Raw genomic sequence first — 13,767 nt, forward strand, 5'->3', positions numbered from 1 at the left:
CGAGGTGGCGTATATTACGCGACTCTCCTTCGGAGTCAACCACTTTTTTTCAGTGATTTCATCCGGCGACCCGGCGAACCGGCTCTCCTGAACACCGCATTCCGTAAGCCGTTGTGCCGTGTCAGTGGAGGCGCATTATAGGGATCCGATTTAATTGCACAACCCTTTTTTTCGATCTTTTTTCCGTATGGTGAGAAATTAATCTTATTGCGGAGATCTTCAACGATCCCGGCCATTATTCCCTTGTCTGACGCTCTGTTTCGTCTCAATCTGTAGAGAAAACCAACAGGAGAAAGCGAATGTCGCCCCTACGCCGTTATAAAGAAAGTTACCCGCAGTGTGGACAGCGCGTCATGGTTGACACATCCAGCGTTGTGGTTGGAGATGTGTTGCTGGCTGATGATGTCAGCATCTGGCCGCTGGTCGCGATACGTGGTGATGTGAATCAGGTACGTATCGGTGCACGAACCAATATTCAGGATGGCAGCGTATTGCACGTTACTCATAAGTCAGCCAGTAACCCCCAGGGGTTTCCGCTAACTATCGGCGATGATGTCACCGTCGGACACAAGGCAATGCTTCACGCCTGCACTATTGGTAATCGGGTACTGGTAGGAATGGGATCGATCGTACTGGATGGTGCCATTATTGAAGATGATGTGATGATTGGGGCGGGAAGCCTGGTTCCACCTGGCAAGCGCCTGGAAAGCGGCTACCTCTATCTCGGCAGTCCGGTTAAGCAAGTGCGCCCGCTGAACGAGCAGGAGATAGCGGGCTTGCTTTACTCGGCTAATAACTATGTCAGCTGGAAGAACGATTATCTGGCTGAGTCAAGCCAGATCCAGTCCTGAGCGTCAAACGCCTCCTGAAGAATAGCTCTTTCTGCTTCTTCTTCTATATCCCAGCGATGAGCCGCGAATAACGCCATCGCCTCTCCCTGACCGAAGCGCTGATGAAGGGCTTCGGCAGAGATAGCACAGGTCAGGATCATGCCATTGACCAGCGCGGGAAAACAAACCGCTTCTTTTTCAGCACGCCACTCTTCCCGGTCCGGAAACTGGATAGCCTGGTTCATTGTTCCATAGCCTGTTTAAGCTGTGCGATAACCGGAGCAATTTCGGGCATCACGCCGTGCCACAGAAAAAAAGCGTGCGCGGCCTGACCAACCAGCATACCCAGACCGTCTGCATACTGCTGCGCGCCCTGATCGCTACACCATTGCAGAAATGGCGTGGTGCCAGCCTGATAAAACATGTCGTAACAGCGCACCTGTGGATGAATCAGTGAATCAGGCAGCGGAGGTACTTCACCGCTCACGCCGCTGGAAGTGGCATTCACAATTAGAGCGAATGCCCGGCCCTCCAGTTGCTCATAACGATCGGCATCGATCGCGCCGTGCTGAGCAAAAAGCTGTGCCAGTTCTTCTGCGCGGGCCTGAGTACGGTTAACAACCGTGACCGCACAGCCTGCGGAAAGCAGCGGCAGGATAACACCTCGTGCCGCGCCGCCCGCGCCCACCAGCAGAATACGGTCGCCGGGCTTAATCAACGAAAGACGTTGCAGATCGCTCAACAGACCGATGCCATCGGTGTTATCGCCCAGAATCTGTCCGTCACGGCATTTTTTCAGTGTGTTAACTGCGCCGGAAAGCGCCGCCCTCTCGCTCAGCTCATCGGCAAACTCACAGGCCTGCTGTTTGAAGGGAAGCGTCACGTTTGCGCCGCGCCCATCCTGTGCGAAAAAATCAGCAATAGTTTCCGTAAAGCCATCCAGCGGTGCACAGATACGGCCGTAATGATGGGTAATGCCTGTCTGTTCAGCGAAGGCCTGATGGATTAAAGGTGACTTACTGTGGCTGATGGGATTGCCGAGTACCGCAAACTGATCCATACACTATCCCTGACGAATAAGGTTGCCGGTTAACACATCGCGAATTTCCGATGGGTTTACTCTCCCACCCGTTTCCCCCACCAGCACGGGAAAGGCTTCGCCGAATTGTGCCCTGACCGCATCAACAGACCGGCATGGCTCCTCGCCGGACAGGTTTGCACTGGTCGACACCAGCGGCTTGCCGAATGCACGGCACAGCGCCTGTACGTCAGGATGATCGCTGACGCGAATTGCCAGTGAATCAAAGCGCCCGGTTAGCCACCGCGGTGTTTGCGGCTTAGCTGGCACAACGAAGGTTACCGGACCGGGCCAGTGGGCAAACATCCGCTCACGTTGATCAACGGACAGTTCGCGATCGGAAATGTAGGGCTCCAGCTGAGCGTAATCGGCGGCAATCAGGATGAGCCCTTTATCTACAGGACGCTGCTTCAATGCCAGCAGCGCATTGACTGCACTTTCGCTATCCGGATCGCAACCCAGACCAAAAACGGCCTCGGTAGGATAAGCAATAACGGCCTGCTGCTGCAGTTGTTCGACACACGCAGCCAGCGAGCCAGAAAAGTGATTATTTTGCATGATGTTATCTTAATTCTCTGATGCGGCGGCCTTGCCGCAACGTTTACTGGCGCAAACGCGTTTTACGCCCTGCGCGGTTTTTTTCTCTACCAGTAGCGGAAAATGGCAATGCGAACATTCACCTGCGACCGGCGTCGCGTTAACGGTAAACTGGCAGGCCGGATAGCGGTTGCATGAATGAAATGTCTTTCCGTAACGCGAGCGGCGCTGTACCAGCTTACCCTCAGCGCATTGTGGGCAGGCGATAAGCGTTTCATCCGGCTTATCGATGGCTTCGCTATAGTCACATTCAGGATAATGGCTACAGCCGATAAACATGCCATAACGTCCCTGACGTAACGCTTTATCTGCGCCACACTGCGGGCAGGAGTGCCCTTCCAGCACCTTAACAATATGCCCGTCAACCTGACTTTTCAGCGGGCGGATATAGTCGCAAGTGGGATAATTTGTACAGCCTAAAAAGGCGCCGTGTTTACCGCTGCGTATCACTAAGTCTGCCCCGCAGGCGGGGCAGGGATCGTGTTTACGCACGGCGAAGAGTGCTGATTTGTTCATAACGATGGCTGCATAACGAGTAATTAATGCAGCATGCCTTCATTGACGTCGAATATTAGTTCTTCCATTTGCTGATAGGCGTTCTCGCATCCCGGAAGATTAAATAACACCATCAGCACCACCCATTTGAGATCTTCCAGATCAAACTCGAGCGTATCGAGTGCCATGACTCGTTCGATAACCATTTCGCGCGTTTCCATGTTAAGCACCTGAATCTGCTCCAGGAACAGCAGGAAACCACGACATTCGGCATCTAAATGCTGGCCTTCTTCCTCCGTGTAGATGCGCATTGAAAGCGGATCGTTAGCTAACAGAATCGGATCGACCAGGCCGTCCTGATAATCTGCCAGTTTTTCCAACCAGTTCAACGCATTGTAGATATCTTCACGATGAAAACCGGCATCGGTTAAATCATCAGTCAATGTATCCTGATCAACCTGCATTTCTGCTTCGTTGTGGATATACGTCTCAAACAAATACATAAGTACGTCGAACATGGCATGCCCTCCTCAATCGGACATAGCCGCCGGGTACAGCTGCGATCCATCCTGCTAACTCCAGCTCCAGCAGTTGGGCTGTTATCACTGGCACAGGTTGGCCGGCACGTTCAGCGACGACGTCAACAGGTGTAACCTCATCACCTACGTTAGCCAACACCTCGGCAAATGGCAATGGCACATCATCGCTCGGCTCAGAATATATTCTTTCGGGCGATGTAAAAGGCAGCCAGTTAAGTGCGGTGCGAAGATCCTCGATAATGTCGGTAGGATGGGCCACCAGCAATGCGCCCTGCTGGATCAGCCAGTGCGTTCCTGCACTACCGGGATTACCCAGTGCGCCAGGTAAAGCATAGACATTGCGGTTTTGCTCAAGCGCATAGCGCGCGGTAACCAGCGAGCCACTTTTTAGGGTGGCTTCTACCACAAGTACTCCGCGGCTCAAGCCGCTGATGACACGATTGCGACGTGGAAAATTGATTGCATGGGGAGGCATAGTAAGGGGGAACTCAGAGACTACCGCCCCGCCCTTTTCTATAATTTCTTCGGCCAGTGTGCTATGCCTTTTAGGGTAGAGGTGCTGCAGCCCGCTCCCCAGCACTGCGATGGTCTTTCCCTCCACGTCTAGCGTGGCACGATGCGCAATACCATCTATCCCTCGCGCCAGCCCGCTGGTAATGGTTAGATCGCTTAGTGCAAGCTGCTGCGTAAACCATTCCCCCCATTCTCTGCCATAGTGCGAACAGCTTCGGCTGCCAACAACGGCCAGTTGCATAGTCGAGAGCAAGTCAGGATCGCCTTCGATATAGAGCAGCGGCGGAAATCGATGAATCTCGCGCAACGCAGCAGGATAGGTATCGTCTAATACGGTTAGCAGGTGGTGAGCGTCGCTTTCAGCAAGCCATGACTCAGTACGTGCAATCTCGCGTGGAGACAGTTGATAAAACTGCTGAATTTGCTGGTCGCTCAGGCCAGACGCCTGAAGCGTTGATGTTTCATCATCTGTCTCATCAAGGGCAGCAGCCATCTTGAGCCAGCGGTTTCCGGTCATGCCGGTTACGGCTGAAAGCCGCAGATAGCGCTCGATATTTTTCATATTTGCTCCCTGCTTAACGCGCCGCTTCCTGCGGGGGAATGCTGTCAATCAGCCCTTAAAAAGTCTACAATATGAGGTAATAATCTTTTATTAATCGCATACAGATCTGGATATTTATGTCAGTTTTGCAGGTATTACATTTCCCTGACGATCGCCTTCGCAAAATCGCGGCGCCAGTAAAAGCCGTTGACGCTGAAGTTCAGCGCATTGTCGACGATATGTTTGAAACTATGTACGCCGAAGAGGGCATTGGCCTGGCGGCAACGCAGGTGGATATTCATCGACGCATTATCGTGATTGATGTGTCAGAAAACCGCGATGAACGTCTGGTACTGATTAACCCGGAACTGCTGGAGAAAAGCGGCGAAACCGGTATTGAAGAAGGGTGCCTCTCTATTCCTGAGCAGCGCGCTTTTGTTCCGCGTGCCGAGCGTGTAAAAGTGCGCGCGCTGGATCGTGAGGGTAACCCTTTCGAACTGGAAGCCGAGGGTCTGCTGGCAATTTGCATTCAGCATGAAATCGATCACCTCGACGGCAAGCTGTTTATTGATTATCTGTCGCCGCTGAAGCGCCAGCGTATCAAGCAAAAGCTGGAAAAACTGGCCCGTCAAAACGCACGTGCCGATGGCTAAAAAGGGATTATCGTGTCTGCTCCGCTGAAAATTATCTTTGCCGGCACTCCTGATTTTGCAGCGCGTCATCTTGACGCGCTGCTTGCTTCCGAGCATCAGGTTGTTGGCGTCTTTACTCAGCCCGATCGTCCGGCGGGCCGTGGCAATAAGCTAACCCCCAGTCCGGTAAAAACGCTGGCCCTCTCCCATGATCTTCCGGTTTTTCAGCCGACATCACTGCGCCCTGTTGAAAACCAGCAGCTGGTTGCCGATTTGCAGGCAGATATCATGGTTGTGGTCGCCTATGGACTGATACTGCCGCAGGCGGTATTAGCCATGCCGCGCCTTGGTTGCATCAACGTTCACGGTTCGCTGCTGCCGCGCTGGCGTGGCGCCGCGCCTATCCAGCGCTCGCTCTGGGCAGGTGATGAGGAGACCGGCGTGACCATTATGCAAATGGATGTCGGCCTTGATACCGGCGATATGCTCTATAAGCTCAGTTGCCCCGTTACGGCAGAGGACACCAGCGCCACGCTTTATGACAAGCTGGCACAGCTAGGGCCGCAGGGATTGCTGGAAACGCTTGCGCAACTGGCTGATGGTCGTGCGCAGCCGGAAAAGCAGGACGACACCCTCGCGAATTACGCCGAGAAGCTAAGCAAAGAAGAAGCCCGCCTCGACTGGCAACTCTCTGCTGCACAGCTTGAGCGCTGCATCCGCGCGTTTAATCCGTGGCCAGTTAGTTATTTCCTGATTGAGGATCAGCCCGTAAAGGTATGGCAGGCAAGTGTGCTACCACACGTTGACAAACAGCCAGGCGAAATTATTGCCGCCGATAAGCAAGGCATTCAGGTTGCTACCGTTGAAGGCGTATTGAATCTTCAACTGCTACAACCGGCTGGCAAAAAAGCGATGTCGGCGCAGGATTTGCTTAACTCGCGTCGCGAGTGGTTCACGTCAGGCCGCGTTTTAGCCTGACTCCAGCCCGGCTCTGTCCGGGCTTTTTGTTTAATGACGTAACCCGAATGACTAAATCAACGAATCTGCGAAGCCTGTCTGCTCAACTGATTGAGCGTGTGATTGATAAAGGCGAATCCCTCAGCGCCATTTTGCCCGGCGCGCAGAAAAAGCTGGCTGACAAAGATGGTGCGCTGTTGCAGGAACTCTGCTTCGGCGTATTACGCACGCTGCCACAGCTGGAAGCCTTGATTGGCAAATTAATGGCTCGCCCGTTAACCGGCAAACAACGCGTATTACACTACCTGATAATGGTCGGCCTTTATCAACTGCTCTACACGCGCGTGCCTGCCCACGCAGCCCTGGCGGAGACGGTTGCCGGTGCCGAGGTGCTTAAGCGGACCAACCTTAAAGGTGTGATCAATGGTGTACTGCGTCAGTTCCAGCGTCAGCAAGCTGAGTTAATTGCCGACGTCGCGCAGGGTCCGCAAAAACATCTGCATCCGGCATGGCTGTTACAACGACTGCAAAAAGCCTGGCCAGACAACTGGCAGCATATCGTAGACGCCAATAATCAGCGCCCCCCCATGTGGCTCCGCGTGAACCGCCAGCATCACAGTCGCGACGCCTGGCTGGCGCTGCTGAATGAAAATGAAAAGACGGCCTTTGCTGACGACCAGGCACCCGATGCGCTGCGCCTGGCTTCTCCTGCGCCGGTGAGCCAGTTGCCAGGCTTTGTCGATGGCTGGGTCACGGTTCAGGACCTTTCAGCTCAGCGTTGTGCGCTGCTGTTAGCGCCGCAAAATGGCGAGCAGATCCTTGATTTGTGCGCTGCGCCAGGCGGCAAAACCACGCATATCCTTGAGATTGCACCTGAGGCTCAGGTAATGGCAGTCGATGTGGACGATCAGCGACTGCTGCGCGTAAAAGAGAATTTGCAGCGGCTTAATCTGCAGGCGGAAGTCAAACAGGGTGACGGACGCGAACCGCAGAAGTGGTGTGGTGATCGTCTGTTCGATCGTATTCTGCTGGATGCGCCCTGCTCCGCAACGGGCGTGATCCGCCGACATCCGGATATTAAATGGCTGCGCCGCGATCGAGATATCGCCGAACTGGCTTCGTTGCAGCGTGATATTCTCGATGCCATCTGGCCGCGTCTGAAACCAGGCGGTACGCTGCTTTATGCAACCTGCTCTGTGCTGCCGGAAGAGAATCAGATGCAGATTCAGGCTTTCCTGTCACGCCACGCAGACGCACACGCTGAAACCCTGCCGGGCGGTAAAACAGACGGGCTGCAGGTCTTTCCCACCGTTGAGGGTGGTGACGGATTTTTCTACGCTAAGCTGGTAAAAGCGCATTAACTAAAGAGCACGACACGCAATGAAAATTATCATTCTGGGCGCAGGCCAGGTCGGCGGCACGCTCGCTGAAAATCTGGTTGGCGAGAATAATGACATCACTGTGGTTGACACCGACGCTGACCGTTTGCGTCAGCTGCAGGATAAATTTGATTTGCGCGTTGTACAGGGGCATGGTTCGCATCCACGTATTCTGCGTGAAGCCGGTGCGGAAGATGCGGATATGCTGGTTGCTGTCACCAGTTCCGATGAAACGAATATGGTGGCGTGCCAGATTGCCTACTCACTCTTTAACACGCCTAACCGCATTGCGCGCATTCGCGCAGCCGATTATTTGCGTGATGCAGAGAAGCTGTTCATTCCTGAAGCCGTACCGATCGATCATCTCATTTCGCCAGAGCAGCTGGTGATCGAAAACATCTACCGCCTGATCCAGTATCCCGGTGCGTTGCAGGTTGTGAACTTTGCTGAGGGGCTGGTCAGCCTTGCCGTCGTTAAGGCCTATTACGGTGGCCCACTGGTTGGCAATCCCCTCTCTATTTTGCGCGATCATATGCCGCATATTGATACTCGCGTGGCGGCAATATTTCGCCAGGATCGCCCCATTCGCCCACAGGGTTCAACCATCGTGGAAGCGGGCGATGAGGTTTTCTTCATCGCTGCCAGCCAGAATATTCGGGCGGTGATGAGTGAAATGCAGCGGCTGGAAAAACCTTATAAACGCATCATGCTGGTCGGTGGGGGCAATATTGGTTTCGGCCTTGCACAGCGGCTGGAAAAAAATTACAGCGTAAAGCTGATCGAACGTAACCCCAAACGCGCTGCGGAACTGGCAGAGCGTCTACAGGATACCATTGTCTTTTATGGTGATGCCTCCGATCAGGAGCTGCTGGCAGAAGAGCATGTCGAGCAGGTCGATCTTTTTATCGCGGTAACTAACGATGACGAAGCAAACATTATGTCAGCCATGCTGGCGAAAAAAATGGGTGCTAAAAAGGTCATGGTGCTGATCCAGCGCCGTGCCTATGTCGATTTGGTCCAGGGCAGCGTAATTGATATTGCGATCTCGCCACAGCAGGCAACCATATCTGCCCTGCTTGGCCACGTGCGCAAAGCCGATATCGTCGGCGTCTCTTCCCTGCGCCGTGGCATTGCTGAAGCGATTGAAGCTATCGCCCATGGTGATGAAACGACATCGCGTGTTGTTGGCCGTCTGATTAATGAGATTAAATTACCGCCAGGGACGCTTATTGGCGCAGTAGTACGAGGCGAAGATGTACTTATTGCTAAGGACAACCTGCGTATTGAACAGGGCGATCATGTCATCATGTTCCTGACCGATAAAAAATTCGTGCCGGATGTAGAGCGACTATTCCAGCCAAGTCCCTTCTTTCTGTAAGCACAACGGCGGACAGACTATACTGACAAATACGGTCGTCTGGATGGCAATTGCTTGAGGGTTTGTTACACTTTAGAAATTGGCCAGGGCAAGGAGATAAGTATGAGTTTTTTCAAAGAGTTTCGTGATTTCGCAATGCGCGGCAACGTGGTGGATCTCGCCGTTGGTGTGATCATTGGTGCAGCGTTTGGCAAAATCGTCTCTTCATTAGTAGCGAATATTATTATGCCACCGCTGGGACTGCTGATCGGCGGCGTGGACTTTAAACAGTTTAAATGGGTACTAAAACCTGCCGTGGATGCCACACCGGCGGTGGTCATGGAATATGGCGTATTCCTTCAGACCGTTTTTGATTTCATCATCGTAGCGTTTGCTATCTTTATCGCTATTAAACTGATGAACAAACTGTATAAGAAAAAAGAGATTGAAAAACCTGCACCGAAGCCCTCTAACGAAGAGGTGCTGCTTAGCGAGATTCGCGATCTTTTGAAGCAGCAGAACAACAAGATTTAAAACAGAGCCGCCGCAAGGCGGCTTTTTTATGCCCCTAATGCAGAAGGCCAGTGATAAGAGCCTTTCTTATCACTGGCCTCCCAGCCGCCACGTTTTGCATGTTTATCTTTACGCCGATAGCTGCCTTTGCCTTTTTGCTTATGTTCTATGCGCTGGCGAAATAGCGGGTCGTGTAGTAAAGCCTGGATCGCGTTGTCGCGGATCTCGCCTTTAGTATGCTGATATTTACTCATGATTTTCTCCTCGTTTCGGGTCGAATAAATATAATCCTGCTGCGCTAAAATTCAATGCTGATGAGGTAAATCTTCGGGTTGCGGATCGGTGCCTTGCTCAAGCGCTTCGAGTATCGAACAGCAATCACTGCTGTGCGCCTCGCCACAGCAGGCATCAGACAGGCGCTGCAGAGATCGCTGCATATTCTTCAATTCCGTGATTCGAGCATTGACCTCATCCAGCCGAGCCTGCACGATTGCCTTAGACTCCAGACAGGTATGATGGGCGGGATCAACTCTGATCGACAAGAGATCGCGGATAGCGTCGAGACCAAACCCTAACTGCCGACTAAACCGGATAAATTTTAGCCGCTGCAAATCGCTTTCGCTGTATAAGCGGAAGCCACCTTCTGTACGAATTTCATGGTCCATCATCTGCTGCTTTTCATAATAGCGGATGGTGTCGACGGTCACGTTTGCCAGCTTAGCCAGCTTTCCAATACGGTACATCATTCCTCCCTGAGCAACCTTTCGCGAATCGCCATACCATACTGGCTTTGCAAAAATTCGGTGCTCATGCCTGCCTGTTGCAGCTGAAGCTCCAGCATTCGCAGCCGTTTACTTTGTTCCTGATAGCGTTGATCCTCAGGATCGAGAGTATGCAGAAGGTCATTAATTTCGACAGCTTCACGACGCATTGCCAGTTCTGGCGGCAAAAAACCTGCATTTTTCAGCAGCCGATAGCCGCTGCGCAGTTCAGCGGGAACATGACTGTCGTCATCCAGCTCAAGCGGGGCGCCCTCTCCAGGTAAATTGCTGAGTTCTCCCTTCTCCTGAGCCGCACGAATATGCTGTTCAGCCAGTTGATCCAGTAACCACATAGCTGCCTCCTGTTTTAGCGGGAATAGTGAGCTTAACCAACAGGGTGAAATTCAGGCAATAAAAAACCCGCCGAAGCGGGTTTTTTACGATACTGCAGATTACTCTGCAGCAGCTTCTGCTTGAGCTTCTGGACGATCAACCAGCTCGATGTAAGCCATCGGAGCGTTGTCACCAGCGCGGAAGCCACACTTCAGAATACGAGTGTAACCACCGGCACGGCTCGCGAAACGCGGGCCCAGCTCGTTAAACAGTTTTGCCACGATCTCGTTATCACGAGTGCGGGCGAATGCCAGACGACGATTAGCTACGCTGTCGGTCTTGGCAAGAGTAATCAGCGGCTCAACTACGCGGCGCAGTTCTTTAGCTTTCGGCAGAGTCGTTTTGATGATCTCATGACGAACCAAAGAACCAGCCATGTTGCGGAACATAGCCTGACGATGGCTGCTGTTGCGGTTCAGTTGACGACCACTCTTACGATGGCGCATGACCTTATCCTTCTCAGTGAAACCTTAACCTGTGATCCGGTTATTCATCAGCGATGCTTGCCGGCGGCCAGTTCTCAAGGCGCATGCCCAGAGAAAGACCACGTGAGGCGAGCACGTCTTTAATCTCAGTAAGAGATTTTTTACCCAGGTTAGGCGTTTTAAGCAGCTCAACCTCGGTACGCTGTACCAGATCACCGATGTAGTGGATAGCTTCTGCCTTAAGGCAGTTAGCAGAGCGGACAGTCAATTCCAGATCGTCAACAGGGCGCAGCAGGATCGGATCGAATTCTGGTTTCTCTTCTTTAACTTCCGGCTGACGTACATCACGTAAGTCAACGAAAGCTTCAAGTTGTTCTGCCAGGATGGTTGCCGCACGACGAATCGCCTCTTCAGGATCGATTGTGCCGTTGGTTTCCATTTCGATGACCAGCTTGTCCAGGTCGGTGCGCTGTTCTACACGCGCTGCTTCAACATTGTAGGCGATACGGTCTACAGGGCTGTAGCAAGCGTCGACCAGCAGGCGGCCGATTGGGCGCTCATCTTCTTCCGAATGAATTCGGGCAGAAGCCGGCACATAACCACGACCACGCTGAACTTTGATACGCATGCTAATAGATGCGTTCTCATCAGTCAGGTGACAGATTACGTGCTGCGGCTTGACGATTTCGACATCACCATCATGGGTGATGTCGGCTGCAGTCACAGGGCCAATGCCAGATTTATTCAAGGTCAAAATGACTTCATCTTTACCCTGAACTCTTACCGCCAGCCCTTTCAGGTTGAGCAGGATTTCCAGGATATCTTCCTGTACGCCCTCTTTGGTGCTGTACTCATGAAGTACACCATCAATTTCAACCTCGGTCACCGCGCAACCCGGCATGGAAGAAAGCAGAATACGGCGCAGTGCGTTACCAAGAGTATGGCCAAAGCCACGCTCTAAAGGCTCAAGGGTCACCTTGGCGTGCGTCGAACTCACTTGCTCGATATCTACCAGGCGCGGTTTTAGAAACTCTGTCACAGAACCCTGCATTGTGTCCTCTCTTTGGTACTAAGCTTTACTTAGAGTAAAGCTCGACGATCAGGTGTTCGTTAATGTCCGCAGACAGATCGGTACGCTCAGGAATACGCTTGAACACACCTTCCATCTTAGTCGCATCAACTTCCAGCCAGGTTGGCTTTTCACGCTGCTCAGCCAGCTCCAGAGCGGCCTTCACGCGAGATTGCTTTTTGGCTTTCTCACGGATGCTTACGACATCATTCGGAGATACCTGATAAGAAGCGATGTTAACAACGCGGCCGTTAACCATTACAGACTTATGGCTAACCAGCTGACGTGCTTCTGCACGCGTGGCACCGAAGCCCATACGGTAAACTACGTTATCCAGACGACCTTCCAGCAGAGCTAACAGGTTTGCACCGGTGTTGCCTTTCAGACGTGCTGCTTCTTTATAGTAGTTGCGGAACTGACGTTCCAGCACGCCGTAGATACGACGAACTTTTTGTTTTTCACGCAACTGGCCGCCGTAATCAGACAGACGCGGTTTACGCGCACCATGCTGACCAGGGGCTTGTTCAATTTTACACTTGGAATCAATCGCGCGAACGCCAGACTTCAGGAAAAGGTCTGTGCCCTCACGACGGCTCAGCTTGAGCTTAGGACCCAAATATCTTGCCATTTTCTTTCTCCAACTATCCTAAAAACGCGGCGTTATACGCGACGTTTTTTCGGCGGACGACAACCGTTGTGAGGGATCGGAGTCACATCAGTAATGTTAGTGATGCGGAAACCTGCGGCGTTCAGAGCACGAATAGTAGATTCGCGACCCGGACCCGGACCCTTAACCATAACTTCCAGGTTCTTAATACCGTAATCTTTCACGGCTTCTGCACAGCGCTCTGCAGCGACCTGAGCAGCAAACGGAGTAGATTTACGTGAACCGCGGAAACCGGAACCACCGGCGGTTGCCCAACCCAGCGCGTTACCCTGACGATCAGTAATGGTAACGATGGTGTTGTTAAAAGAAGCATGGACATGAGCCACGCCATCTGAGACTTGCTTTCTTACACGCTTACGTGCACGAACTGGTGCCTTTGCCATTATTTACTCACCCCGATTATTTCTTGATCGGTTTGCGCGGACCCTTACGGGTACGTGCATTGGTCTTAGTACGCTGACCGCGTACTGGCAGACCACGACGATGGCGCAAACCACGGTAGCAACCAAGGTCCATCAGACGCTTGATGCTCAGGGTGATTTCACGGCGCAGATCACCTTCAACAACGAATTTACCAACTGCTTCACGCAGCTGATCAATCTGTTCTTCAGACAGCTCACTGATCTTAACATCTTCAGCAATACCCGTTGCAGCACAGATGGCTTTAGAACGGGTTTTACCGATACCGAAAATCGAAGTTAATGCGATAACGGTGTGTTTATGATCAGGAATGTTAATGCCTGCTATACGGGCCACTATGCACTCCTATAATTAAATAAATGCGCCCCATGCTGAAAAGCCCGTTTTCAGGATACTCAAATGGAAACGCATTGACATACAAAAGATTGGCTGGCTAATCTAGCCAGCTCAACCCGACTTTGCAAGAAAAATATGTGAAAAAATCAGCCCTGGCGCTGTTTATGCTTAGGCTCGGCGCTGCAAATCACACGTACGACACCGTCGCGACGGATGATTTTGCAGTTACGACATAATTTCTTGACGGAAGCACGAACTTTCATTT

The 13,767-nt window shown here is 52.4% G+C and carries 21 protein-coding genes; 6 read left to right on the top strand and 15 right to left on the bottom strand.

Annotated features, from left to right (window positions below; translation table 11 throughout):
* The first annotated feature begins 299 nt into the window (after positions 1–299).
* A complete protein-coding gene (locus HP564_RS19655) occupies positions 300–851 on the top strand; it encodes a gamma carbonic anhydrase family protein (protein ID WP_371245517.1) in 552 nt (183 codons plus the stop codon).
* On the opposite strand, the gene HP564_RS19660 is transcribed toward HP564_RS19655, so the two are convergent.
* From HP564_RS19660 to dprA, 6 genes are read right to left on the bottom strand one after another with little or no spacing between them, the layout of a single operon-like run.
* Entirely contained in the window at positions 818–1,075 is a 258-nt protein-coding gene (locus HP564_RS19660; RefSeq protein WP_371245518.1) for a DUF1488 domain-containing protein, read from the bottom strand. The two genes, HP564_RS19655 and HP564_RS19660, sit on opposite strands and share 34 nt — an antisense overlap.
* Positions 1,072–1,890 carry a shikimate dehydrogenase gene (aroE, locus tag HP564_RS19665; protein ID WP_371245519.1) on the bottom strand — a complete coding sequence of 273 codons (819 nt, stop codon included), beginning with the start codon at positions 1,888–1,890 and terminating at the stop codon, positions 1,072–1,074. Before aroE ends, HP564_RS19660 begins: the two co-directional genes overlap by 4 nt.
* Before the next feature lie 3 nt (positions 1,891–1,893).
* Positions 1,894–2,466, bottom strand: coding sequence for an L-threonylcarbamoyladenylate synthase type 1 TsaC (tsaC, locus tag HP564_RS19670; protein WP_371245520.1), 573 nt, complete (start codon positions 2,464–2,466; stop codon positions 1,894–1,896).
* Positions 2,467–2,475: 9 nt separating this feature from the next.
* Positions 2,476–3,021: a topoisomerase DNA-binding C4 zinc finger domain-containing protein gene (locus tag HP564_RS19675; RefSeq protein ID WP_371245521.1), complete on the bottom strand. Its 546-nt coding sequence runs from the start codon at positions 3,019–3,021 to the stop codon at positions 2,476–2,478.
* 23 nt (positions 3,022–3,044) lie between these two features.
* Entirely contained in the window at positions 3,045–3,518 is a 474-nt protein-coding gene (gene smg / locus HP564_RS19680; protein ID WP_371245522.1) for a DUF494 family protein Smg, read from the bottom strand.
* Positions 3,490–4,614, bottom strand: a complete 1,125-nt coding sequence (gene dprA / locus HP564_RS19685; protein ID WP_371245523.1) for a DNA-protecting protein DprA — start codon at positions 4,612–4,614, stop codon at positions 3,490–3,492. The genes smg and dprA overlap by 29 nt, the downstream gene beginning before the upstream one ends.
* A gap of 116 nt (positions 4,615–4,730) precedes the next feature.
* Here dprA and def point away from each other — a divergent pair, with 116 nt between their 5' ends.
* The 5 genes from def to mscL all read left to right on the top strand — a co-directional run bounded on the left by def (position 4,731) and on the right by mscL (position 9,452).
* Positions 4,731–5,246 carry a peptide deformylase gene (gene def / locus HP564_RS19690; RefSeq protein WP_371245524.1) on the top strand — a complete coding sequence of 172 codons (516 nt, stop codon included), beginning with the start codon at positions 4,731–4,733 and terminating at the stop codon, positions 5,244–5,246.
* A gap of 12 nt (positions 5,247–5,258) precedes the next feature.
* Positions 5,259–6,203 carry a methionyl-tRNA formyltransferase gene (gene fmt / locus HP564_RS19695; protein ID WP_371245525.1) on the top strand — a complete coding sequence of 315 codons (945 nt, stop codon included), beginning with the start codon at positions 5,259–5,261 and terminating at the stop codon, positions 6,201–6,203.
* 47 nt (positions 6,204–6,250) lie between these two features.
* On the top strand, positions 6,251–7,543 hold the full coding sequence (gene rsmB, locus HP564_RS19700) for a 16S rRNA (cytosine(967)-C(5))-methyltransferase RsmB (protein WP_371245526.1): 1,293 nt from the start codon (positions 6,251–6,253) through the stop codon (positions 7,541–7,543).
* Positions 7,544–7,562: 19 nt separating this feature from the next.
* Positions 7,563–8,939, top strand: coding sequence for a Trk system potassium transporter TrkA (gene trkA / locus HP564_RS19705; protein ID WP_371245527.1), 1,377 nt, complete (start codon positions 7,563–7,565; stop codon positions 8,937–8,939).
* Positions 8,940–9,041: 102 nt separating this feature from the next.
* Positions 9,042–9,452 carry a large-conductance mechanosensitive channel protein MscL gene (mscL, locus tag HP564_RS19710; protein WP_371245528.1) on the top strand — a complete coding sequence of 137 codons (411 nt, stop codon included), beginning with the start codon at positions 9,042–9,044 and terminating at the stop codon, positions 9,450–9,452.
* Positions 9,453–9,478: 26 nt separating this feature from the next.
* Here mscL and HP564_RS19715 read toward each other — a convergent pair whose 3' ends face one another.
* The 9 genes from HP564_RS19715 to rpmJ form a co-directional block, all read right to left on the bottom strand.
* Positions 9,479–9,685, bottom strand: a complete 207-nt coding sequence (locus HP564_RS19715) for an alternative ribosome-rescue factor A (protein ID WP_371245529.1) — start codon at positions 9,683–9,685, stop codon at positions 9,479–9,481.
* A gap of 51 nt (positions 9,686–9,736) precedes the next feature.
* Positions 9,737–10,174 (bottom strand): Zn(2+)-responsive transcriptional regulator, encoded by a 438-nt coding sequence (zntR, locus tag HP564_RS19720; RefSeq protein ID WP_371245540.1) that lies wholly within the window; start codon positions 10,172–10,174, stop codon positions 9,737–9,739.
* Positions 10,174–10,545 (bottom strand): DUF1992 domain-containing protein, encoded by a 372-nt coding sequence (locus HP564_RS19725; protein ID WP_371245530.1) that lies wholly within the window; start codon positions 10,543–10,545, stop codon positions 10,174–10,176. The genes zntR and HP564_RS19725 overlap by 1 nt, the downstream gene beginning before the upstream one ends.
* A gap of 99 nt (positions 10,546–10,644) precedes the next feature.
* Complete coding sequence (rplQ, locus tag HP564_RS19730) at positions 10,645–11,031, bottom strand: 50S ribosomal protein L17 (protein WP_003850180.1); 387 nt, start codon at positions 11,029–11,031, stop codon at positions 10,645–10,647.
* A gap of 40 nt (positions 11,032–11,071) precedes the next feature.
* Entirely contained in the window at positions 11,072–12,061 is a 990-nt protein-coding gene (gene rpoA, locus HP564_RS19735) for a DNA-directed RNA polymerase subunit alpha (protein WP_007891688.1), read from the bottom strand.
* A gap of 25 nt (positions 12,062–12,086) precedes the next feature.
* Complete coding sequence (rpsD, locus tag HP564_RS19740) at positions 12,087–12,707, bottom strand: 30S ribosomal protein S4 (RefSeq protein ID WP_033752932.1); 621 nt, start codon at positions 12,705–12,707, stop codon at positions 12,087–12,089.
* Between the two features lie 32 nt (positions 12,708–12,739).
* Positions 12,740–13,129, bottom strand: a complete 390-nt coding sequence (gene rpsK, locus HP564_RS19745; RefSeq protein ID WP_004160563.1) for a 30S ribosomal protein S11 — start codon at positions 13,127–13,129, stop codon at positions 12,740–12,742.
* A gap of 16 nt (positions 13,130–13,145) precedes the next feature.
* Positions 13,146–13,502: a 30S ribosomal protein S13 gene (rpsM, locus tag HP564_RS19750; protein ID WP_371245531.1), complete on the bottom strand. Its 357-nt coding sequence runs from the start codon at positions 13,500–13,502 to the stop codon at positions 13,146–13,148.
* Positions 13,503–13,648: 146 nt separating this feature from the next.
* On the bottom strand, positions 13,649–13,765 hold the full coding sequence (gene rpmJ, locus HP564_RS19755) for a 50S ribosomal protein L36 (RefSeq protein ID WP_004160566.1): 117 nt from the start codon (positions 13,763–13,765) through the stop codon (positions 13,649–13,651).
* Positions 13,766–13,767 lie beyond the last annotated feature (2 nt).

The sequence above is a fragment of the Pantoea sp. KPR_PJ genome (assembly GCF_041386365.1).
In the GTDB taxonomy this organism is placed as follows: domain Bacteria; phylum Pseudomonadota; class Gammaproteobacteria; order Enterobacterales; family Enterobacteriaceae; genus Pantoea.